This is a genomic window from Thioclava sp. F36-6 (assembly GCF_002020305.1).
Taxonomy (GTDB): Bacteria; Pseudomonadota; Alphaproteobacteria; order Rhodobacterales; family Rhodobacteraceae; genus Thioclava; species Thioclava sediminum.
Genome location: NZ_MPZX01000003.1, coordinates 75,767 through 96,379, shown reverse-complemented (window position 1 = coordinate 96,379; position 20,613 = coordinate 75,767). Strand labels below are relative to the sequence as shown.

19 protein-coding genes and 1 riboswitch are annotated in these 20,613 nt (G+C 65.0%); of the genes, 5 read left to right on the top strand and 14 right to left on the bottom strand.

The window, feature by feature from the left end; all coding sequences use genetic code 11:
• Window positions 1-46 precede the first annotated feature (46 nt).
• From BMI88_RS14695 to speB, 8 genes are all read right to left on the bottom strand, one after another.
• A complete protein-coding gene (locus BMI88_RS14695) occupies window positions 47-838 on the bottom strand; it encodes a cobalamin-binding protein (protein WP_078549975.1) in 792 nt (263 codons plus the stop codon).
• Window positions 838-1,584, bottom strand: coding sequence for an ABC transporter ATP-binding protein (locus BMI88_RS14690; protein WP_078549973.1), 747 nt, complete (start codon window positions 1,582-1,584; stop codon window positions 838-840). The genes BMI88_RS14695 and BMI88_RS14690 overlap by 1 nt, the downstream gene beginning before the upstream one ends.
• Window positions 1,584-2,567 carry an iron ABC transporter permease gene (locus BMI88_RS14685; RefSeq protein WP_078549971.1) on the bottom strand — a complete coding sequence of 328 codons (984 nt, stop codon included), beginning with the start codon at window positions 2,565-2,567 and terminating at the stop codon, window positions 1,584-1,586. Before BMI88_RS14685 ends, BMI88_RS14690 begins: the two co-directional genes overlap by 1 nt.
• Window positions 2,564-3,313, bottom strand: a complete 750-nt coding sequence (locus tag BMI88_RS14680; RefSeq protein ID WP_246831895.1) for an ABC transporter substrate-binding protein — start codon at window positions 3,311-3,313, stop codon at window positions 2,564-2,566. Before BMI88_RS14680 ends, BMI88_RS14685 begins: the two co-directional genes overlap by 4 nt.
• Before the next feature lie 88 nt (window positions 3,314-3,401).
• A complete protein-coding gene (locus tag BMI88_RS14675) occupies window positions 3,402-5,225 on the bottom strand; it encodes a TonB-dependent receptor (protein WP_078549968.1) in 1,824 nt (607 codons plus the stop codon).
• 138 nt (window positions 5,226-5,363) lie between these two features.
• A riboswitch (cobalamin riboswitch) is annotated at window positions 5,364-5,558 on the bottom strand.
• Window positions 5,559-5,587: 29 nt separating this feature from the next.
• Window positions 5,588-6,634 carry a DUF475 domain-containing protein gene (locus BMI88_RS14670; RefSeq protein ID WP_078549966.1) on the bottom strand — a complete coding sequence of 349 codons (1,047 nt, stop codon included), beginning with the start codon at window positions 6,632-6,634 and terminating at the stop codon, window positions 5,588-5,590.
• 113 nt (window positions 6,635-6,747) lie between these two features.
• Entirely contained in the window at window positions 6,748-7,173 is a 426-nt protein-coding gene (locus BMI88_RS14665) for a DUF1499 domain-containing protein (protein ID WP_078549964.1), read from the bottom strand.
• A complete protein-coding gene (gene speB, locus BMI88_RS14660; RefSeq protein ID WP_078549962.1) occupies window positions 7,170-8,141 on the bottom strand; it encodes an agmatinase in 972 nt (323 codons plus the stop codon). Before speB ends, BMI88_RS14665 begins: the two co-directional genes overlap by 4 nt.
• A gap of 337 nt (window positions 8,142-8,478) precedes the next feature.
• Between speB and BMI88_RS14655 the strand changes: the two genes are divergently transcribed.
• Window positions 8,479-9,444, top strand: a complete 966-nt coding sequence (locus tag BMI88_RS14655; protein ID WP_078549960.1) for a homocysteine S-methyltransferase family protein — start codon at window positions 8,479-8,481, stop codon at window positions 9,442-9,444.
• Between the two features lie 12 nt (window positions 9,445-9,456).
• Here BMI88_RS14655 and BMI88_RS14650 read toward each other — a convergent pair whose 3' ends face one another.
• Window positions 9,457-10,467, bottom strand: coding sequence for an SLAC1 anion channel family protein (locus BMI88_RS14650; RefSeq protein ID WP_078550683.1), 1,011 nt, complete (start codon window positions 10,465-10,467; stop codon window positions 9,457-9,459).
• Window positions 10,468-10,791: 324 nt separating this feature from the next.
• Here BMI88_RS14650 and BMI88_RS14645 point away from each other — a divergent pair, with 324 nt between their 5' ends.
• On the top strand, window positions 10,792-11,271 hold the full coding sequence (locus tag BMI88_RS14645) for an Rrf2 family transcriptional regulator (RefSeq protein WP_078549958.1): 480 nt from the start codon (window positions 10,792-10,794) through the stop codon (window positions 11,269-11,271).
• Between the two features lie 556 nt (window positions 11,272-11,827).
• Complete coding sequence (locus BMI88_RS14640) at window positions 11,828-12,187, top strand: TfoX/Sxy family DNA transformation protein (RefSeq protein WP_078549956.1); 360 nt, start codon at window positions 11,828-11,830, stop codon at window positions 12,185-12,187.
• A 1-nt stretch (window position 12,188) separates the two neighbouring features.
• Here the strand turns inward: BMI88_RS14640 and ndk are convergent, their stop codons facing one another.
• Complete coding sequence (ndk, locus tag BMI88_RS14635) at window positions 12,189-12,611, bottom strand: nucleoside-diphosphate kinase (RefSeq protein ID WP_078520946.1); 423 nt, start codon at window positions 12,609-12,611, stop codon at window positions 12,189-12,191.
• A 274-nt stretch (window positions 12,612-12,885) separates the two neighbouring features.
• Here ndk and BMI88_RS14630 point away from each other — a divergent pair, with 274 nt between their 5' ends.
• Window positions 12,886-14,739 carry an ABC-F family ATP-binding cassette domain-containing protein gene (locus tag BMI88_RS14630; protein WP_078549954.1) on the top strand — a complete coding sequence of 618 codons (1,854 nt, stop codon included), beginning with the start codon at window positions 12,886-12,888 and terminating at the stop codon, window positions 14,737-14,739.
• 84 nt (window positions 14,740-14,823) lie between these two features.
• Here the strand turns inward: BMI88_RS14630 and BMI88_RS14625 are convergent, their stop codons facing one another.
• The 4 genes from BMI88_RS14625 to BMI88_RS14610 all read right to left on the bottom strand — a co-directional run bounded on the left by BMI88_RS14625 (window position 14,824) and on the right by BMI88_RS14610 (window position 19,390).
• On the bottom strand, window positions 14,824-16,290 hold the full coding sequence (locus BMI88_RS14625; protein ID WP_078549952.1) for a carboxypeptidase M32: 1,467 nt from the start codon (window positions 16,288-16,290) through the stop codon (window positions 14,824-14,826).
• A complete protein-coding gene (gene ctaA, locus BMI88_RS14620) occupies window positions 16,287-17,441 on the bottom strand; it encodes a heme A synthase (RefSeq protein WP_078549950.1) in 1,155 nt (384 codons plus the stop codon). The genes BMI88_RS14625 and ctaA overlap by 4 nt, the downstream gene beginning before the upstream one ends.
• A 144-nt stretch (window positions 17,442-17,585) precedes the next feature.
• Window positions 17,586-18,266, bottom strand: a complete 681-nt coding sequence (locus tag BMI88_RS14615; protein WP_078549948.1) for an FAD-binding oxidoreductase — start codon at window positions 18,264-18,266, stop codon at window positions 17,586-17,588.
• 140 nt (window positions 18,267-18,406) lie between these two features.
• A complete protein-coding gene (locus BMI88_RS14610; RefSeq protein ID WP_078549945.1) occupies window positions 18,407-19,390 on the bottom strand; it encodes a hypothetical protein in 984 nt (327 codons plus the stop codon).
• 234 nt (window positions 19,391-19,624) lie between these two features.
• Here BMI88_RS14610 and infC point away from each other — a divergent pair, with 234 nt between their 5' ends.
• On the top strand, window positions 19,625-20,167 hold the full coding sequence (gene infC, locus BMI88_RS14605; RefSeq protein ID WP_078549943.1) for a translation initiation factor IF-3: 543 nt from the start codon (window positions 19,625-19,627) through the stop codon (window positions 20,165-20,167).
• Window positions 20,168-20,613: the final 446 nt, after the last annotated feature.

The following is a 20,613-nucleotide window of genomic DNA, read 5'->3' as shown; positions in this document are numbered from 1 at the left end:
CCTGCGCGGACACTCTAGCGCGCGAGGGCTCTATGTCTAAGAACTATTACGCCCGCAACCCCGGATCGGACCAGATCGCGGCCTCCAGCGCGTCGAGCCCGTCCGTTAGCGCTGCAGGCCCGGGCTGCAGGATCAGGGTGGATTTGACCTCGTGAATCCGGTTTCGCGCAACAGCCGGAACGTCCTGCCAGCCTGGCCTTGCGGAAACTTTCTCGGGCCGGAACTTCTTGCCGCACCACGACCCCACGATGACCTCGGGCGCGGCGTCGATCACTTGTTCGGGAGTGACGATGCGATGCTTGGCTTTGCCCTCTCTCGCCAGATCGGCGAAGACATCGCGCCCGCCCGCGATCTCGATCAGCTCCGACACCCAGCCCACGGCAGAGATCAGCGGCTCATCCCATTCCTCGAACCAGACGCGCGGACGGCTCGGGCGCGGCTTGGCGGCGATCTCCGCCAGACGCGTCTCGTAACCCGCGGCGAGCAGCTCCGCCCGCTCGGTGCAGCCCACCAGCGCGCCGACCGTGCAGATCATGTCGAGGATGCCTGCGACCGAGCGTTGGTTGAACGCGTGAACGGCGACGCCCTCGCGCACCAGCCCCGCGACGATATCGGCCTGAAGGTCCGAGAAGGTCAGAACGAGGTCCGGCTCCAGCGCGAGGATCTTCGGCAGATCGGCGGAGATGAAGGCCGAGACGCGCGGCTTCTCCTGACGCACCCGTTTGGGCCGCACCGCGTAGCCCGACACGCCGACGATGCGCGCGTCCTCACCCAGAAGGTAGAGCGTCTCGACCGTCTCCTCGGTCAGGCAGACGATGCGCTCGGGCGGAAATGCCATCAGACCCCCAAGGTGGAAAGCGGTTGAAAAACGGGGCCTTCCGGCGTGTTCTTGAAGTGCGCGCGGATGTGGAAGACCTGCGCAAGAAGCGTCTCGGTCAGCACCTCGCCGGGCGCACCGTCCGCGACCAGCCGCCCGCGATCCATCACCCAAAGCCGGGTGCAATGGCGCGCGGCCAGCCCAAGATCATGCAGCGAAGTGACCACCGCCCCGCCCGCCTGCGCATGGGCGGTGAAGACCTGCATCGTCGCAATCTGCGCCGCCGGATCGAGGCCTGCGATCGGCTCGTCCGCAAGGATCAGCGGGCTTTCCTGCGCGAGCGCCCGCGCGATCAGCACCCGCGCCTGCTCGCCGCCAGAGAGCTGCGTGGCGGCGCGGTCGCGGTAGTTGTCGAGCCCCATCCGGCGCAGCGCTTCCTCCACTGCAGCCGCCCCGCGCGTCGCCTGATCGCGCCCATGCGGCAGCCGCCCCAGCGCGACGAGATCGGCTACCGACAGCCCCCAGGCAATCTCGCGCGCCTGCGGCAGCCACGCCGCCGCCCGCGCCCGCGCCATCGGGTCGAGCGCCGATAGCGAACTGTCCCCGCGATGCGCCAAAAGCCCCATCGCCCCGCGCAGCAGCGAGGTCTTGCCCGCACCATTGGGCCCGATCAGACCGATCACCTCGCCCGGCCCGACCTGCGCCGAGACGCGATCGACCACCGGACATTCGCCACGCAGAACGGTAAGGTTTTCCAGCTCCAGCATCAGCCCTCGCGCCCCATTTTTCGGATCATCGACAGGAAGAACGGCGCGCCGACCAGCGCGGTCAGCACGCCCAACTTCAGGTCACGCTCGGGCGCGATCACCCGCGTCGCAATATCGGCCAGCGTCAGCATCGCCGCCCCGCCAAGCGCCGAAGCCGGAAGCAGCCGCGAGGGCCGCGCGCCCACGGATTTGCGCAACAGATGCGGCACGACGAGGCCGACGAAGCCGATCGCGCCCGCGACAGCCGTGGCCGCACCGACCATCAGCGCCGTGCCGAAGACAATCTGAAGCCGTAGCCTTTTCAAGGAGATACCCATCGAAGCTGCAGCATCTTCCCCAAGGCTCAGCGCATCCAGCCCCGCGCCCGCGCGCAGCAGGATCAGCGCGCCGACGATCAGGAACGGCAGCGCCAGCGCGACATGGGTCATCGAACGATCGGCGAGCGAGCCCATCATCCAGAACACGATCTCGGCCGCGGCATAGGGCGAAGGCGCGAGGTTCAGCACCAGCGCGGTCGCCGCCGCCGCCAGCGCCGAGACGGCGATGCCTGCAAGGATCAGCACCAGCGCCCGGCCCTCGCGCCCCGCAAGGATCAGGATCAGTGCGACGGCCACACCCGCGCCCGCCAGCGCCGCCAGCGGCAGGGCCAGCGCGAAGAGCGCGTAGAGCCCGGTCTGGATCGCAATCACCGCGCCAAGCGCGGCGCCAGCCGAGGTGCCGATCAGCCCCGGTTCGGCCAGCGGATTACGCAAGAAGCCCTGCATCGCGGCGCCCGACAGCCCCAGCGCGGCGCCGACACCGATCCCGAGGATCGCGCGCGGCAGGCGCAGCTCGCGCATCACAAGGCCCGCCGCGCCATCGCCCGAGATCAGCGCAGAGACGCCATCAAGCGGCGAAATCCCCGATGGCCCGATCAGCAGTGAGGCTGCGAATAGCACCGCGCAGAGGATGGAGAGAAGGATGAGGATCGTGCGATAACTCATTGCGTCAACTTCTCTTTCTCGATTTCACGCCCGAGCTTTGCCAGCGTCTCCACCGCATTCAGCATCGCGGGCGCGCCACAGGTCCAGCTTGCATCGCGCAGCCCCCGCACGACCGGCAGATCGCGCAGCACCGGGTGCGCCAGCACCTCCTGCGCGCGGCTCGTGCCGGTGCCGCCTTGCGAGCCGCCAACGACCACCAGATCGGGGCGATCCATCACCAGATCTTCCAGCGGCAACCGGCCGCCCCAGTCCAGCCCCGGCCCGCTGACGACATTCTGAAACCCTGCCATTTCAAGGATTTGCCCTTCAAGGGTCCGCGGCCCGTAGCCATAGCCCGAGGGCCCGATGATCGCAGCTTTCAGCCCCGGCGCGGGCGTTTTGATCGCCGCCAGCCGCGCATCGAAATCCGCGAGCATCTTCGCCGCGCGGTCAGGATGGCCAAGCAGCTTGCCCACCGTCTCGATCCGGCCCCGAATTTCGGACAGCGAGGTGCCGGGCGGCAGTTGCTCGACCCGGATTCCGAGCGTGCGCAACATGCGGATCGTGTCCGGGTTCGACCAGGTGTCGGCCAGAACGAGATCGGGATGCAGAATAGAAATTTCCTCGGCGCGTCCGTAGTTTACAGGCAGGTCTTCAGCCTGTTTCCAATGCACAGACATCGACGGATCGGTGGCGAAATGGCTGACCGAGACGACCTGCGACGGATCGGCCAGCGCCAGCGCCAACTGATCCGTGCAGAGGTTCATGGACACGACCCGCGCAGGCTCCTCCGCCCATGCAGAGGAGGTCGCCGCCAAGGCGGCGAAAAGGGCGGCGCAAACCGCCCCTTTCAGATCAGAACCGCGCACGCAGCCCCACATAGGCGGCGCGACCCGAAGTGCCGTAGCCCGGCCAGAGCTGGTAATCGGTGTCGGTCAGGTTCTCGATGCGCAGATAGGCCTCTTTGTCATTGCCCAGATCGTAGGTCATCTGCGCGTTCAGCAGGCCGTAATCGGGCTGGCTCTGACGATCGGTGACCACGCGCATATCGGCGGCGAGCGTGAGCTTGTCAGTCACCTGCGCGTCGATCCCGGCGGTCAGCGTATGCCGCCCGAAAGCCGAGTTCCACGTCGAGCCGGCAGAGAGGCCATCGGGGTTCTTCGAGTCCAGATAGGTATAGCCGAGGCTGTAGCTGACCGTGCTGGAGATCGGCCCTTTCAGACCCAGTTCCAGACCCTGCCGCTTGGCGGTGCCCGAGGTCTGATAATAGCTGTAGGTCGTGTTGCTGTAGTCGATCAGGTCGTCCACCTCGATGTGGAACAGCGTCGCGGTCAGCTTATGCGCGCCGAAATCACGCTCGACGCCCAGATCGTAGCTCAGCGATTTCTCGGGCTTGAGATCGGGATTGCCCGCATAGCCGTCATAGAGCTCGTAGCCCGACGGCGCGCGGAACCCGTTGCCCACCGAGGCACGCAAGAGGGTCGCGGCATCGGCCTGCCAGGTGACGCCGAGACGGCCCGTGGTGTTGCCGCCGAAATCCGAGTGATCGTCATGGCGCGCCGAGGCGGTCACGTTCACCCCGTCCATCGGCGAGAAGGCATATTCGCCGAAGACGCCCGTATCGGCGGTCAGAACATCGCCCGTGACATAGGTGCCGGTATAGGTTTCCAGCGTGCGATCGGCGCCGAAGGTCACGCGACCCGGCCCGAGATCGGTCGAGGCTTTCCAGTCGAGTTTGCGGCGCTTGCCCTCGTAGCCATAGTCATAGACCGGATACCAGCGCGAGGTCGTGTAATAGGTCAGACCGAGCTCGTGATCGAGCGGACCTGTCGCGAATTTCGCGAAGAGACGCCCGCCCCGCTCCTTGTGGACGGTGTATTCGTTGCTGTCCGTGGGCGGCGAGCTGAAGCCGTTATCGAACTCGCCCCGATCGTTCTGCGCAAACCCGTTGAAGCCGATCAGCAGATTGTCGGAGATACGCTTCTGCGCACGCAGGCTCACGCGATCGGCGCGGTAGCCGTCTTTCTCGGTATTGCCGTTCTTCTTGTCGGCGGCCGAGAAGCCTGCGGTGTAGACTTTCGAAAGCTGGATCGCGAGCTCGTCGTCACCCTTCTTCCAGCCGAAGTTATAGGCCGCATTCGCGGTGTGGTAGGAGCCGAGCTCAAACTTGACGCTCTGGCTCACGCCATCCTCGGTCGGGCGCGGCGTGTCGAGGTTGATGACACCGGCGACCGCCTGCCCGCCATAGACCGCCGATTGCGAGCCGCGCATGATCTCGACCCGGTCGTAGTTGAACGTGTTGAACCGGCCCAGATCGGGCAGCACCTGCGGCGCGGACGGATCGGAGACGTCGATCCCGTCCACCATAACCTTCACGTAGTTCTGCGACACGCCGCGAATGGTGAAGCCGGTCTGCGCGCCCATCGGACCGCGCGACAGGATGCCGACGCCCGGCGATTGCGCGATCAGATTGGCAAGGCGGGTCTGGCCCGAACGCTCCAGCTCGTTGCGCGACAGCACGGTGACCGCCTGCGCGGTCTTGTCCGACGATTGCGGCTCGAGCGCGCCGTGATAGATCACGATCTCATCGAGTTGGTAAGGTTGGCTGTCTTGCGCAAGCGCAGGGGCTGCCAGCGCGGTGGTGAGCATCAGGCCCATGGTCAAACGGGTGCGGATCATATCCAATTCCCTCGTATCGCGACTCTGCGGTCGCGTGAACTTCGCATCGTAAGTCTTTGGAAATTTTTGGAATTTCCGCCGACGGTGAGAATGTCACCACTGACGGAAGACCGCCTCCGCTGCGCGCCCCGCACAGGCAGAAAGGATGAGCGCCTCGGCAGGTCTCCTGGCTCGCGGGTCTTGGTTTCGGCTGGCCTTCCCGGGTCGCCCCAGTGGCTCAGTCAGCCGTCACTCGCCGCTCACAGTTGCGGGGGCAGCCCCGGAATGAATGCACGCATCGCACCGGGTTCCCTTTTCATCCGCCAAGGCGGAACCGAAGTGCCCCTGCTGTGCCGCGCGCGCCGCAGTCTGTCAAGAAAATTTCAACTCTCGACGGCGGCTCTGCTGCGCCGGTTGAACCGGATCGAGGACAGGAGCGCTAGCCCGATCAGCCCCGCCCCGATCAGCCCGGTAATCACTTCGGGCACTTCCACCAGCGTCTGCGCGAACATGACGACGGAAAGGATCAGGATCGACCAGAAGGCGCCGTTCTCGAGATAGCGGAATTCACTCAGCGTGTTGCGCTCCACCAGCATCAGCGTCATCGAGCGCACATACATCGCGCCGATCCCCAGACCGATCGCGATCAGGAACAGGTTCTGAGTCAGGGCGAAGGCCCCGATCACCCCGTCGAAGCTGAAGGACGCGTCGAGCACTTCGAGATAGAGGAACGCGCCGAGGCCCGCCTTGGCCGTCTCGGCGGCGATATTCGTCCGGTCGAGCACGTGGCTGAGCACTTCGACACCGAGGAAGGTCGCAAGCCCGCAGATGGAGGCGAACATGAACTCGTCTTCGCGCCCTTCCGGCAGGATCCAGGTGAAGGCCAGAATGACGATCAGCACGAGGCCGATCTCGAGCCCGCGGATCGAGGCGAGCGCGCGCAACCGGCGTTCGAGTGCTCGGATCCAGTCGACCTCTTTGCCCTCGTCGATGAAATAGGTAAGCGCGACCATCATCAGGAAGGCCCCGCCGAAGCCCGCGATCGACAGATGTGCGTCCTCGATGATCTCGGCATATTCCGCCGGATGTTTCGCGGCCAGTTGCACCGCTTCCCACGGTCCGATCCCGGCGGCGATCACGACGATCAGCAGCGGGAACAGGATACGCATCCCGAAGACCGCGATCAGGATGCCCCAAGTCAGGAAGCGACGCTGCCATTTCGGCGTCATCTGGTGCAGCTTGTTGGCGTTGACGATGGCGTTGTCGAAGCTCAGCGAGATTTCCAGTACGGCAAGCACCGCCGTGATCATCAGGAAAGAGACCGCGCCGCCCAGCCCGCCGGTCTGGGCAAATCCCAGCGCGAACGACCCGACCAGCCCCGCAACGGTGACGGCGATGGCCCAGGAGAAATAACGGTACATGATGGTCATGCTGGCTCCGGCTGCATGGAGCCTCACTTAGGCTTCGCCCCCTCTCTTCGCAAGGGAGCGCGCCGTCAGAGTTGATCGCTGTGGCCCGGCAAGCGCGCCTCGGAACAGACCCGCTACAGCCCCGCCTCGTCGAGCCAGCCCATGATCCGGGCCTTGTTCACGCCGAGGTCGGATTTGCCGTAGACGAGATGGCCGCGGATTTGCAGCGAGTTGCCCTCGACCCAAAGCGTGGTGACGTCGGGAAAGCCGAAGAAGGCGGAGCGGGTGACATAGGCCACATGCCCCTCGTCGACGCTGCCGGCCACCTGCTTCGTGCGCGCGGTGGCGCGGATGATCTTGTCGAGCGCGGCCATTTGCACCAGCGGATCGGAGACCTCGCGGGCCGCCTGAAACCCGCCCGTCTCGGGGTGATCGCCGGGCGCTTTTGCCAAGCCCTCGACCTTGTAGCGCGCGGGATCAATCGGGGCGAAGCGCACCCAGCCATCGGCCACGGCCACCGCGGCCAGCCCGAGCGCGAGGATCGTCACGGCCCGGTTCATGCCGCGCTCTCCCGCAGCCCCCAACCGGCCAGCGCGATCAGCTCGGTCGCGACATGGGCGCCCGCGATGGCCGTCACGCCGGTCGGATCGTAGGGCGGAGAGACCTCGACGACATCGCCGCCGATCAGGTTGATGCCCTTGAGCCCGCGCAACAGCTCTGCCGCCTGCCAGCTCGCCAGACCGCCCCAGACCGGCGTGCCGGTGCCCGGCGCGAAGGCCGGGTCCAGCCCGTCGATATCGAAGGTGATGTAACAGGGCTTGTCGCCCACGACCGCGCGGATGCGTTCCAGCGTGGCCTCGACGCCCTCGCGATGCACGGAAGGCGCATCCACGATCGTCACGCCCAGCGTATCGGGATTGTCGGTGCGGATACCGACCGAGACGGTGTTCTCCGCCTTCACAACGCCCGACTTGATCGCCTTGTAGAGGAACGTGCCGTGGTCGATCCGGTCCATATCGTCATCGGCCCAGGTGTCGGAATGGGCGTCGAACTGAACGAGCGCGATCTCCCCGTGGGCGGCAGCGGCCGCGCGCACGATCGGCAGGGTAATGAAATGATCGCCGCCGAGCGTGATCGGCACGACGCCCGCCCCGAAGATCGCGCCCAGATGCGCCTCGATCCGGCCCGGCACCTCCGGCACATTGGCATAGTCGAAGGGCATGTCACCGTAATCGACGATGGCGAGTTCTGAGAACGGGTCATAGCCCCAGCCATAGGGCGCGTCGAACGCCTGCAGCGTCGAGGCTTCGCGGATCGCCCGCGGCCCGAAGCGCGTACCGGGGCGGTTCGTCACCGCCTGATCGAAGGGGACGCCGGTCACGGCGATCTGCGCGCCCGCGAGGTCCTTCGTATAGCGCCGCCGCAGAAAGCTGGTGGCCCCGCCGAAGGTGTTCTCGAAGCTCAGGCCACGCGCCTCTGCCCGCGTAAAAGCCTGATCCACTTGGATTTTCGCATCTTCCAGAGCCATGATCGCCCCTCCTTTTCGCCCGCGAAATCTGCGCTCGCCCTCGCGGGAGGTCAAGCGCCGTCGAGAATGGGCGGCAGCATACCGCGCCCATCAGAGCTCGGGATGGAGCCCGTGTTTCATCCGTCAGTTCAAGAGGTCACCGCGCGACCGAATCCGAGCCGACAAGAGGCGACGTAGCCACACAATGGACGGCGTGATAAGGTGACCCAACGTCACCCTGTAAAGACAAAGTCCGGCACGACCGGATCAACGACCTGCGCCGCGTGCTGATTTCACCGCCTCTCATGCGCTTTCAAAAAGTTTTCCGAACCGAACTGCGTCACACAAGGAGAGCGTCATGACGTTGCAGAGCACCACCTTTCCCCGAGAGGACGGCATCCTCTACCTCACCGAAGGCGGCACCGAGACCGAGGTGATCTATCGCCACGGTCACGAGCTGCGCGACTTCGCGATGTTCGAGTTGATGAACAAGCCCGAAGCGGTGCGTGACATGGAAAACATGTATCGCCGCTATCTCGACAAGGCAGCTCAACACGGGTTTTCGGCGTTGATGGCGGGGTTCGACTACCGCGCGAGCCCGGACTGGGGCGCGAAGCTGGGCTATTCGGCGGAAGGGCTGCGCGAGATGCAGCACAAATGCATCGACTTCCTGCGCGGTGTCTCGCGCGCTTACGAGGACCAGATCGAGCGCATCGCGATCGCGGGCTGTATCGGGCCGAAAGGCGATGCCTATTCGCTCAACCGCGATATCACTGCCGAGGAAGCCGAAGACTACCACGCCACTCAATGCGAGACGTTGAAGGATTGCGGCGTCGATCTGATCTGGGCTGCCACGATTAACAACATGCCCGAGGCGGTCGGGATCAGCCGCGCGGCGGCGCGCGTCGGGCTGCCGGTGAACATGTCTTTCACGCTCGACAGTTCCCACAAGCTGAAATCGGGCCCCAGCCTGAAAGAGGCGATTGAGGCGACCGATACTGAGGCCGGGACTGCGCGCCCGGATTCCTACGGAATCAATTGCTCGCATCCGCTGGAATTCGGACCCGCGCTCGAACCGGGAGATTGGGCGCGGAGGTTGCGCTCGTTGCGGCCAAACGCGGCGAAAATGGACAAGGTCTCGCTCTGCAAGCTCGGCCATATCGAAGAAGGCGATCCCGAGGAATTGGGCCAGATGATGGGAGATCTGGCAAAGCGCTATCCCGACATCGACATCTGGGGCGGCTGCTGCGGGACATGGGACAAGCATTTCGACCGCATCGCGCATTACGTGCGACAAGCGCGACAGGAGCCGCTGCCTGCGTGAACTCCGGCCCCCTCACTCCGGCTGGCAAATCTCTCCGCGCAGGATCGCAAGCCCCGTGCGCCAGACGAGCCCCACGATCACCACGGCAAGGATCGCGAGGAAGGCCACCGCCATGCGCAGATGCGGCTCGGAATGGGCGTATTCGGCATGCAGGAAGGTCGCGATGGTCAGCGCCGCGATGGGGAAGCTCAGCGCCCAGAAGCTCATCGCGAAGGGCAGACGCAGGATGCGCGGCAGCTGCACCGCGACAAGCGCGGCAAAGACATAGGCCAGCGACAGAAGGATATGCGCGAAAGGATCGACGCCCTGTCCGATCTCGGCCCCGGGCACGATCTGCTCGCCGGTCAGGCGCAGCCACGCGATGAAGGCCACCGCGGGCGGCGCGATCAGGATCACCAGCGTCGGCTGCAGCTTGCTCGGCAGGGGGTCGTGGAAGATCAGACGGTTGAAGACCAGCGTCAGCAGCACGAGCCAAAACAGCATCCCGGCCGAGAAGAACAACCAGCTGATCTCGATAAAGCCGAGCTGCGCGCCAGCCACCGGCACGATCACATTGCCCACCGCCGGGATGAACCATGCCGGGTTCAGCTGCCCGTGTTTGAAACTGCGCGTCCCGATCCAGTTGGTCACGACCGCGAGTGTCATGATCCCCTGCAGAGTCGTACCCGCCAGCCACAGCAGGAGCGAAAGCGAGGTCGAGACCGTCAGCGCCCCGGTCGCCAGCAGCAACAGCGAGATCGCGACGGTCGGGAAGAAGGCCAGCCGGATCGGGTGATGCCATTCCGCGCTCACAGCTTGCGGGTGCCGCACGGCCTTGGCGAGATAGAAGGCAGAGATCAGCACGAACACGGTCGCGGTTAGCGCGAACATCACCTGATAGGGCAACGGCCCGAGCCCGAGCGGCTTGGCTGCCGCACGCAGCGCCAGCGTGAAGCCCCCGAGCCCCATCGTCGTCGCATAGAAGGTGATCGGAAAATGCTCGAGCCGGCTATGCGCGGCGGGTGCCTCAGCTTGAATGCTCATCTTGCCCTCCCGGTGGCCATCGCCGCGCGGGGCCGAACGGCCCACAACGCGACGGATCAGATCACCCGCGCCGCGCCGGACCAACCCACGCGGCGGGATCACACCTCTCATTTACTCACGCATCCGTGTGTGAGGAGGCTGACAAATGGACGCATTCGCCGCGCCGGGCGCAGCGCGCATCTACGTCCCGCGCATATTGCCTCTGGCGGATCCCCGCTTGCGCCAAACCCGCTCTGTGACGAAAATTTTCAAGGAACGTGACATAGGTCAAACCTGCGAGGTAAACTTACCTATATCACCGCTTCGTGAGCTGGAGGAGTTGCGATGCGTCTGACCACACGAACCAATCTCGCGATGCGCGTGCTGATGTTCTGCGCGGTCAATCCGCATCGCACCGTGCGCAAACACGAGATCGCGGAGGCCTGTAACGCGTCCGAGAACCATCTCGCGCAGGTCATCAACACGCTCGCACGCGAGAATTTCATCACCACCCTGCGCGGCCGCGCCGGTGGGATGCAACTCGCCCGCCCGCCCGAAAAGATCGGCGTGGGCAAGGTGCTGCGCGCCTTCGAGGCCGCCCTGCCCTTCGCGGAATGTTTCGATACCGAGACCAACACCTGCCCGCTGCGCGACGCCTGTCTATTCCGCGATGCTCTGACCGATGCGCTCGAGGCCTTCTACGGGACGCTGGACCGCAAGACGCTCGCCGATCTGGTCGACAATAACACCGCGCTGGAGGCGATGCTCAGCCTGCCCGGCCTGCAGCCGCTGTCGATCTGCGCAACCGCACGCGCTGCGGAATAACCGCTGCGACACGACGCTCCGGTAGGTCCATATTTCTGACGCATTGCCGTGCGCAGCAGCGCTTTCGTGGCGGCAACGTCACAGTTTCATGACACCCGCTCACGGCAAAGAGATCAAAATTCAGTTTCGCTTGACCACCCCTTTTCCCGGCGAGAGCCTGTGTCTACTTGTCGCAGCAACGGGAAGACCCCGCTAAACGCGACTCATCACAAGGCTTAGGTCATGCAACAGCAATCGGGCACTCAATCAGGCCAGCAACAGCAAGGCGGCACGAACCGTCCTGGCCAGCAACAAGGCCAAACGGGCAATACGACCCAACAGAACGGCACCGTATTCGACGACTGGGCGTCCATCTGACGCCCTTTCTCGCGTCGCTATGATAGCGGCGCAGGCAGGCCCCGCAACCGGCATCTTCATTCATCGCCGGTTTTCGCGCCGCCTCCCATTCGATCTCTCTTCGCGCCGCTCTTGCGTGGCGCGAAGTCCAGCCTCAAACTGTCCCGACGCCAGCCCGCGCGACACTGATACCGCGCGCCCCGAAGGACAGTCCGGCACGATGAGCACCTCTCTCACATCCATCAAGGGGATCGGCCCCGCCACCGCCGAGGGCTTTATCCGCGCCGGGATCACCTCGGCCGAGGAGCTGCGCGAGATCGGCGCGGACGCCGCCTATGCCGCCTGGATCGAAGTCGGCAACCCCGCCCATTTCATCGGCTATTACGCGCTGCACATGGCGCTGCAAGGGCGCCCGTGGAACGACTGCCGTGGCGCGGAGAAAGCCGAATTCCGCAAGAAATTCGATGCACTTAAGGCGCGGATCGCGGCGAGCGACAGCGCCGCGCCTTCCGCAAAAGAGAAGGGCCGCGCCCGGCTGGACGCGGCCCTCTCGGAAATTGGTCTGATCGCGAAACGCTAGATCAGCCGACGATCTCGAGACCCGAGAAGAAGAACGAGATTTCTTCCGCAGCGGTTTCCGGAGCGTCGGAGCCGTGCACCGAGTTCTCACCCACGGAGAGCGCGTATTCCTTGCGGATGGTGCCCTCGTCGGCTTCCGCCGGGTTGGTCGCGCCCATCACTTCGCGGTTCTTGGCGATCGCGCCTTCACCTTCGAGCACCTGAACGACGACCGGCTCGGACGCCATGAACTCGCACAGTTCGCCGTAGAAGGGGCGCTCTTTGTGGACTTCGTAGAACTTGCCGGCCTGATCCATGGTCAGCTGGATGCGCTTCTGCGCGACGATGCGCAGACCGGCTTCCTCGAACTTGGCGTTGATCTTGCCGGTGAGGTTGCGCTTGGTCGCGTCGGGTTTGATGATGCTCAGCGTGCGTTCGATGGCCATGTGTGACCCTTTCCTTGTGGTTCGTGGCCGGTATCCGGTCCGAAATATCTGCCGCGCCTGCTACCATGCAGGGGAAGCCTTGAAAAGCCCTCATGGGCGGGGCTGCGGCGACTCTAGATTGGGTTTGTGACCGTTTGGTCAAGGCCGATCGGCAGGTCGTTGCGCGGGTTTGCGCCCGCCGATGCCTCCGGCGGGGATATTTTTGCCAAGCCGAACGGGCCGCGGCGCGCAGCAGCGATTGACTGTTGCCCGCCCCTGCGCCAAGTCAGGCCCCATGTTGCGCATCTCCGATATCTCCTTTTCGATCGAAGGCCGTCCGCTCTTTGCGAACGCCTCCGCCACCATTCCCGAAGGCCACAAGGTCGGCCTCGTCGGCCCCAACGGCGCGGGCAAGACGACACTGTTCCGGCTGATCCGCGGCGAGCTGACGCTGGATGGCGGCGAGATCGGCCTGCCCTCGCGCGCCCGGGTTGGCGGCGTGGCGCAGGAAGTGCCGTCCTCTTCGACCTCGCTGCTCGACACGGTGCTGGCCGCCGACGAGGAACGCGCGAGCCTTCTGGCCGAAGCCGAGATCGCGACCGACGCGCATCGCATCGCCGAGGTGCAGACGCGGCTGGTCGATATCGACGCGTGGTCGGGCGAGGCGCGGGCGAGCGCCATCCTGAAGGGCCTCGGTTTCGACATGGAAGCACAAAAGCGCCCCTGCTCGGACTTCTCCGGCGGCTGGCGGATGCGCGTGGCGCTCGCGGGCGTGCTGTTCGCGCAGCCCGATCTGCTGCTCCTGGACGAACCGACGAACTATCTCGATCTCGAAGGCGCGCTCTGGCTGGAAAGCTATCTGATGCGCTACCCGCATACGGTGATCGTGATCTCCCACGACCGCGATCTGCTGAACCGCGCGGTGGGCTCGATCTTGCATCTCGAGGATCGGCAACTCACGCTTTATCAAGGCGGCTACGACACGTTTGCGCGCACCCGCCGGCTTCGCCGCGAGGCGCAGACCGCCCAAGCCAAGAAGCAGGAGGCCCGCCGCGCCCATCTGCAGGGCTTCGTGGATCGCTTCCGCGCGCAGGCCACCAAGGCCAAGCAGGCGCAGGCGCGCGTCAAGATGCTCGAGAAGATGGAGCCGATCACCGCACCGGAAGAAGCGGCGAAACAGGTCTTCACCTTCCCCGCGCCGGAACAGCTCTCGCCGCCGATCATCGCGATGGAAGGCGCCGCCGTCGGCTATGGCGGGCCCGCGATCCTCAAGCAGCTCAACCTGCGCATCGATCAGGACGACCGGATCGCGCTTCTGGGCCGGAACGGTGAGGGGAAATCCACGCTTTCCAAGCTCTTGGCGGACAAACTTCAGGTGATGGACGGCAAGATCACGCGCTCGTCCAAGCTGCGGATCGGCTATTTCGCGCAGCATCAGGTCGACGAGCTGGACCTGAAAGAGACGCCGCTGACCCATCTCAAGCGCGAGCGCCCCGACGAGCATCCCGCCAAGCTGCGCGCGCGGCTTGCGGGCTTCGGCCTCGGCGCGGATCAGGCGGAGACGGCGGTGGGCAAGCTCTCGGGCGGGCAGAAGGCGCGGCTGTCGCTGTTGCTGGCGACGCTCGACGCGCCGCATCTCTTGATCCTCGACGAGCCGACCAACCACCTCGATATCGAGAGCCGCGAGGCGCTGGTGACGGCGCTCACCGAATATTCCGGCGCGGTGATCCTTGTCAGCCACGACATGCACCTGCTGGGACTGGTGGCCGACCGGCTCTGGCTGGTCAAAGGCGGCGCGGTCGCGCCCTATCAAGGCGATCTGGAAAGCTACCGCGCGGAGTTGCTGGCGCCGCCGCCCGAGGACAAGCCCGCGAAATCGGCCGCACCGAAAGCCGCGAAGCCGTCGCGCTGTGCGATGACCACCATGAAGCGCGAGGTCCGCGACTGCGAGGCCCGGGTCGAGAAGCTGAGTGACATGCTCGAGAAGCTCGACGCGAAACTCGCCGACCCCAAGCTCTACGAACCTGAAAAAGCCCGAGATCTCGCGATCTGGCAGGCCAAGCACACCGAGGCGACCAAAGCGATGGAGAAGGCCGAGGCGCTCTGGATGGCGGCGCTGGAGAAACTCGAGACCGCCGAGCAGGACTGAGATCATCGAAGGGGCCGCGCGCCCCTTCTTCTTGATACAAATATCCCCGCCGGAGGCGCCTGCCCCCTCAGCAAGTGCTGCGGCTCACAGCTTGTAGATGCCCTCGAATTTCCGCGTCAGATAAGCCAGCAGCGGCGTCTCGGTCGGCTCGAAGCCGCAGGCATGCTGGATTGTCTCGCGCGGGGTGCGCAACCCGCCGTGGACCCGCAGGTTCTCATCGAGCCATTGCTTGGCGGGCGTCGCATCGCCCTCGGCCAATGCCGCGTCGATACCCGGCGTGACCGCGCGCATCGCCTCGTCGAGACAGCCCGCATAGACATTGCCCAGCGCATAGGTCGGGAAGTAGCCGAACAGCCCCACCGACCAATGCACATCCTGCAGGAAGCCCTGGCTGGGCTTGGTGACCTTCACGCCGAAATCCTGCTCGAAACGGGTGTTCCACGCCTCTTCGAGATCGGCGACCTCGAGCTTGCCCGAGATCAGATCGCGCTCCAGATCGAAGCGCAGCATGATGTGGAGGTTGTAGTTCAGCTCGTCCGATTCCGTGCGGATGAAGCCCATATCGACGCGGTTGACCAGCGCGTGGAAGGCCTCCGCATCCATGCCGAGATCGCCGAACGCATCGGTCATACGCTGATGCAGCCATCCGGTGAACGGGGCCGAGCGGCCGAGCTGGTTCTCGTAGATCCGGCTCTGGCTCTCATGCACGCCCATCGAGACGCCATGGCCCAGCGGCGTGAAGCGATAGGCCGGGTTGATCGCCTGCTCGTAGGTGGCGTGACCGACCTCATGGATCGTCGAGTAGATATTGCCGAACGGGTCGCTCTCGGAGATGCGCGTCGTGATGCGCGCATCGTCGCCGCCGCCAGAGGAGAACGGGTGTACCGACATATCCAGCCGCCCCCGCGTCCAGTCATAGCCGAAGGCGGAGGCGCATTTGCGCGCCAGCCGCAGCTGGGCGTTCTCGGGGAAGACCTTGTCGAAGGGCTGCGGCGAGACCTCCGAGCCCAGCACCCGGTCGCGCAGTTCCACCAGCGGGCCGCGCATCCGGTCGAAGACCGTGGCGATTTCCTTCGACGTCGCGCCCGGCTCATAGTCGTCGAGCAGCGCATCGTAGAGATTGCCCTCGGACAGGCATTCGGCCTCTTCACGCTTGAGACGCACAACCTCTTCCAGCGTCGGCAGGAAGGCGGAGGCATCCTCATTGGCGCGGGCTTCCGCCCAGATGCCCTGAGACAGCGAGGTCAGACGCGCCATCTCGGTCGCAAGGCGCGCCGGGATGCGGGTCGCGCGGTTGTAGCTGCGTCCCACCAGATCGAGGACGCGCGCGCTGACCGCGTCATCGGCCTCGGCGCGGGCCAGCCAGTCCTCGATGCGCGGATCGGTGCGGCGCGCATGCAGCACCGATTCCAGCGCGGCGGATTCTTCGGCGCGCTGATCGGCGGCGCCGCGCGGCATCATCACCTCTTGGTCCCAGCTCAGCAGCCCGGCGATATTGCCCAGCGCTTCGGTTTCGCGCTGATGCGCGAGCAGGTCCTGATAGGCGCTCATACGCGGCCCTCCCGGATGGAACGAACAAGGGGGAAGCGCGCCATGTGACGCGCACGGATCACGAGGACCCAGGTGATGATAGCACCGAATTGGTGGATGAGCCCCAGCCACCAGTAATTAACCAGCTCAAGCGCGGTGGTGATGCCCAGCACCATCTGGAAGAAGATCATCGCCGCCATCAGCGCGAAGGCTTCCTTGGTGCGCGGATGGGCCGAGCTGCGCGCGCGCCATGCGGCGTAAAGGCCGGAGGCGAAGACGAGATAGCCGACCATGCGGTGCAGGAACTGCACGAGCGCCGGGTTCTCGAAGAAGTTGCGCCAGATCGGCGTGTAGTCGAAGCTCTCCGACGGCAGGAACTGCCCGTTCATCGAGGGCCATGTCGGGAAGGCGAGGCCTGCGTCGATCCCCGCGGTCAGCGCGCCGAGGATGATCTGCACGAACACGAGCCCGATCAGCACCGAGCCGATCCGGCTCAGGCGCGGCTCGGCCAGACGGCGGGCCTGCAGCAGCGCCGATTCCGGGCGCGAGAGCTGCAGCGCGAACCACGAGATCAGGCCGAGGATGATGAAGGCGAGGCCCAGATGGGTGGCGAGCCGATAGGAGGCGACCGAGGTCATCCGCCCCACGAGGCCCGAAGACACCATCCACCAGCCGATCGCGCCCTGCAGACCGCCCAGGACCCCGAGGCTGAACAGTCGCCCGGTCCAGCCCGTCGGGATCTTCTTGGTCAGCCAGAAGCCGATGAAGCCGATGAACCAGACCATGCCGATCAGGCGGCCCAGCTGCCGGTGGCCCCATTCCCACCAGAAGATGCCCTTGAATTCGGACACGGTCATGTTGGGGTTCATGTATTTGAACTGCGGGCTCTCTTTGTAATGGGTGAATTCCGCCTGCCAGTCCGCATCGCTCATCGGCGGGATCGCCCCCGAGATCGGGTCCCAGCGGGTGATCGACAGCCCGCTATCGGTGAGGCGCGTAGCCCCGCCCACGGCGATCATCGCCACGACCAGCGTGAACAACACAAACAGCCACATCCGGATCGCCCGGCGCGCACCGCGGGGCTTTGCGTCGATCATGCCGCCCTTGGGTTCGGCCCGCGTGGTGGTGCCCTCCGATCCAACTTCCTCGAAGATGCTGCGTTTCTCGCTCATGCGTGCGGACCCCCGGCTTGTCTGTCGCCTGTTCTTGGCAGAAATTTGCGCGAGGGCAAACTAGGCCGCCCCCTCACCGGGGGCAAGGGGGCGGGAAGGCGCAGGGCGCGCGGTCTCAGGGCACTTAGACGTGATCGGACAACGTCAGTCGAAATCCTCGCGGATGATGCGGTCTTCCTCGACGCCAAGCTCCTTCAACGTGGCCTCGATCTCATCGACCATCTTGTCGGGACCGCAGATGTAGAACTTGCCGCTCTCCTTCTCGACGAAGGGCGCGAGGAAGCTGCGATCGACATGCATCGAAACGACGCCCTTGCCGGGGTCGCTCTGGTCGGTGACGGTCCAGACGGTCTCCAGCCCCTTCATCGCCTCGAACTCGTCGCGCAGGATGATGTCGGCTTCCGTCTTGTTCGAGAAGATCAGGCGGCAGCCTTCGAGCGTGCCTTCGCGGGCCAGCCGCGCGCGCAGGATCGAGATGAACGGCGTCACCCCTGCCCCGCCTGCGATGAAGGTGCCGGGGCCTTCGTCCTTGATCGCGCCCCACGGGTCGGAGACCTCGACGGTCTCGCCGGGCGTCAGCGTCGCGATCTGCTCGGTCACGCCATCATGGTCGGGATAGCTCTTGATGACGAATTCCAGCGTGTCGCCATCTACCGGATTGGTGAAGGTGAAGGGGCGCTGCTCATCGGTCCAGCCCTCGCGGGTCAGGTTCAGATCGACTGCCTGACCGGGCGCGAAGTCGAACCCCTCGGGGCGCGGGAAGACGAGGTGATGCGTGTCATGGGTGACGGGGGAAATGCTTTGCAATTCGAGACGGGTGCTCATGGCGGGCTCCTTTCGTTGAAGAGCGAACGCGAGGCTTTGCGCAGACGTTCCCACCCGACTGGTCGGATGGGAAAGAAAAGGGCCGCGCGAGGGAATGTCGCGCGGCCCTTCGTTCTCAGCGGATCGGGCGGCAGGTGGGATCAGAAGCCCAGCGCCGCACGGATCTGATCGACCACACCTTCGACGAGTTGGGGATTGTCACGCGCGCTCTGCACCGCCGTGCGCAATTGCTCCTTCGTCGCTTCGGGCAGCTCGGAGGTGTCGACGATATCCATCACCCTGTCCGCGTCGAACCCTTCCACGGTCAGCGCCTTCGCCGCGCTCATCACGCCCTGCGCCGGCACCGGCTTTTGCGTGTCGCCACCGCTCGCGGTACCTGCGGGGGCCGCCGACTGTGCGGCATTGGTCGCGGCGGCTGCGGCGTCGGCTGCGGCATTGGCGGCTTGGCTGGCGGCATCGGCCGCCGCTTTTGCCGCCGTGCTCGCGCCTTCGACAGCGCTATCGGTCGCCTCCTCTTGCGCGCCGCTGGCGGCCGAGGCGGCCGCATTCGCAGCTTTCGCGGCCGCTTCCGCCGCCGCCGTGGCGGCCTTCGCGGCATCGGTGGCCGCCGCACTGGCCGTATCGCTTGAGGAATCCATCGTGGCTGTCGCGGCCTTACTTGCAGCGGAGGCGGCGTCCTTGGCCGCGTCACTCGCGTCGCTTGCCGCCTGCTGCGCGGTCTCGGTTGCTTTCGAGACGGCGTCGGCGGCGCTTTGGGCGGCGTCGGAGGCGGCGCTTTGCGCCTGATCGGCCCCGCTCTGCGCAGCCTCTTTCGCGGCATCGGCGGCATCCGCCGCCGCGTTCGAGCCCGTATCCATCGCGCCCGAGGCCTTTTCCTTCACGCTATCGGCCGCGTCGGACGCCGCTTGGCTCGCCTTGTCGGCGGCGGCCTTCACCGACTCGCCCGCAGACTTCACCGCATCGCTGGCCTTGTCCGCCATGCTCTTGTCGCCAGTCTCAGTGCCTGCCGCTGCGTTTGTCGTCGGATCGGTCGCGTCGGGCGAGTCTGTGATATCGGTATTGAGGATGATCAATCCGGCGGCCACCGCCAACACCACGATCGCCGCTGCCACAATCTTGTTCATCACGCTTTTTCCCTTGATTGCCTCTCTCTGCGGGCGGTATTCACCCCGCCTCGACCACTGGGCACAGCCACGCATACGGACCGCTAACGCGCCGCAAATGCCTTTGCCCTGCCCGGCAGGACACAACGCGTTTCCTCCCTGCCCGGTTCCCGTGCCTTTGCGGTTGAATACGGCGGCACTCGGGACTATCTTTTCCGCCCGAAATTACTCAATGGCTACAGAAGGATTCCCACCATAGCCCGCAGACCCCATAACGCCCCGCCGACCCGTGACACCGGCCCCCGAGTGAACGGCCGCATTCGTGCGACCGAGATCCGCCTGATCGGTGCCGAGGGTGAGAATGTCGGCGTGGTTACCCCGCGCGAAGCGATGACCATGGCCGAAGAGGCCGGGCTCGATCTCGTCGAGATCTCGCCCAACGCCAATCCGCCCGTCTGCAAGATCATGGATTTCGGCAAGTTCAAATACGAACAGCAAAAGCGCGAAGCCGAAGCCCGCAAGAAGCAGAAGACGATCGAAATCAAGGAAGTCAAATTCCGCCCGGGCACCGATGTGCACGACTATGACGTCAAGATGCGCAACGTGGTGAAGTTCCTCGAGAACGGCGACAAGGTGAAGGTCACCCTGCGCTTCCGTGGTCGCGAAATGGCGCACCAGGATCTGGGTCTCGAATTGCTCAACCGCGTCCGCACCGATGTGGGCGAGTTGGGCAAGGTCGAGAACATGCCCAAGCTCGAAGGCCGCCAGATGGTGATGATGATCGCCCCGGCGAAATAACCGCCCAAGCATCGCGAGATGGTTTGAACCCTCCCCTCACCGGGAGGGTTTTTTCATGGCCCGTCGCGGGTGGCTCGTGCATTTCGAGGGGAGGAAAAATTAAAGCGCCGCGGGAGGGAGACCCGCGGCGCATTTTGGGGAAGAGACGAGGGAGAACGTCTGTTCCTCTGGTCGGGTTCTGTGCGGTTTGGGCCGCGTCAGGGAGATCAAGAACCCGATGCACTTGTGATATGGGAGTATCCGTGTGCTGAACTTGACTTAGGTCAAAATTCATCCGGTTTGAACTGCGACAAACTGTTCCAATGGTCACGTTTCTGGCAGGGTCGGTGAGCCGCGTGTGAGGAAAACCTTACCAGAAGCCTGACACCCCGCCTTCGGACCTGTCTTTTCGGGCTCTCAAGACACACGGCGCGATCACGCGAGCGAGTCGCCCCGATCGAACTTTC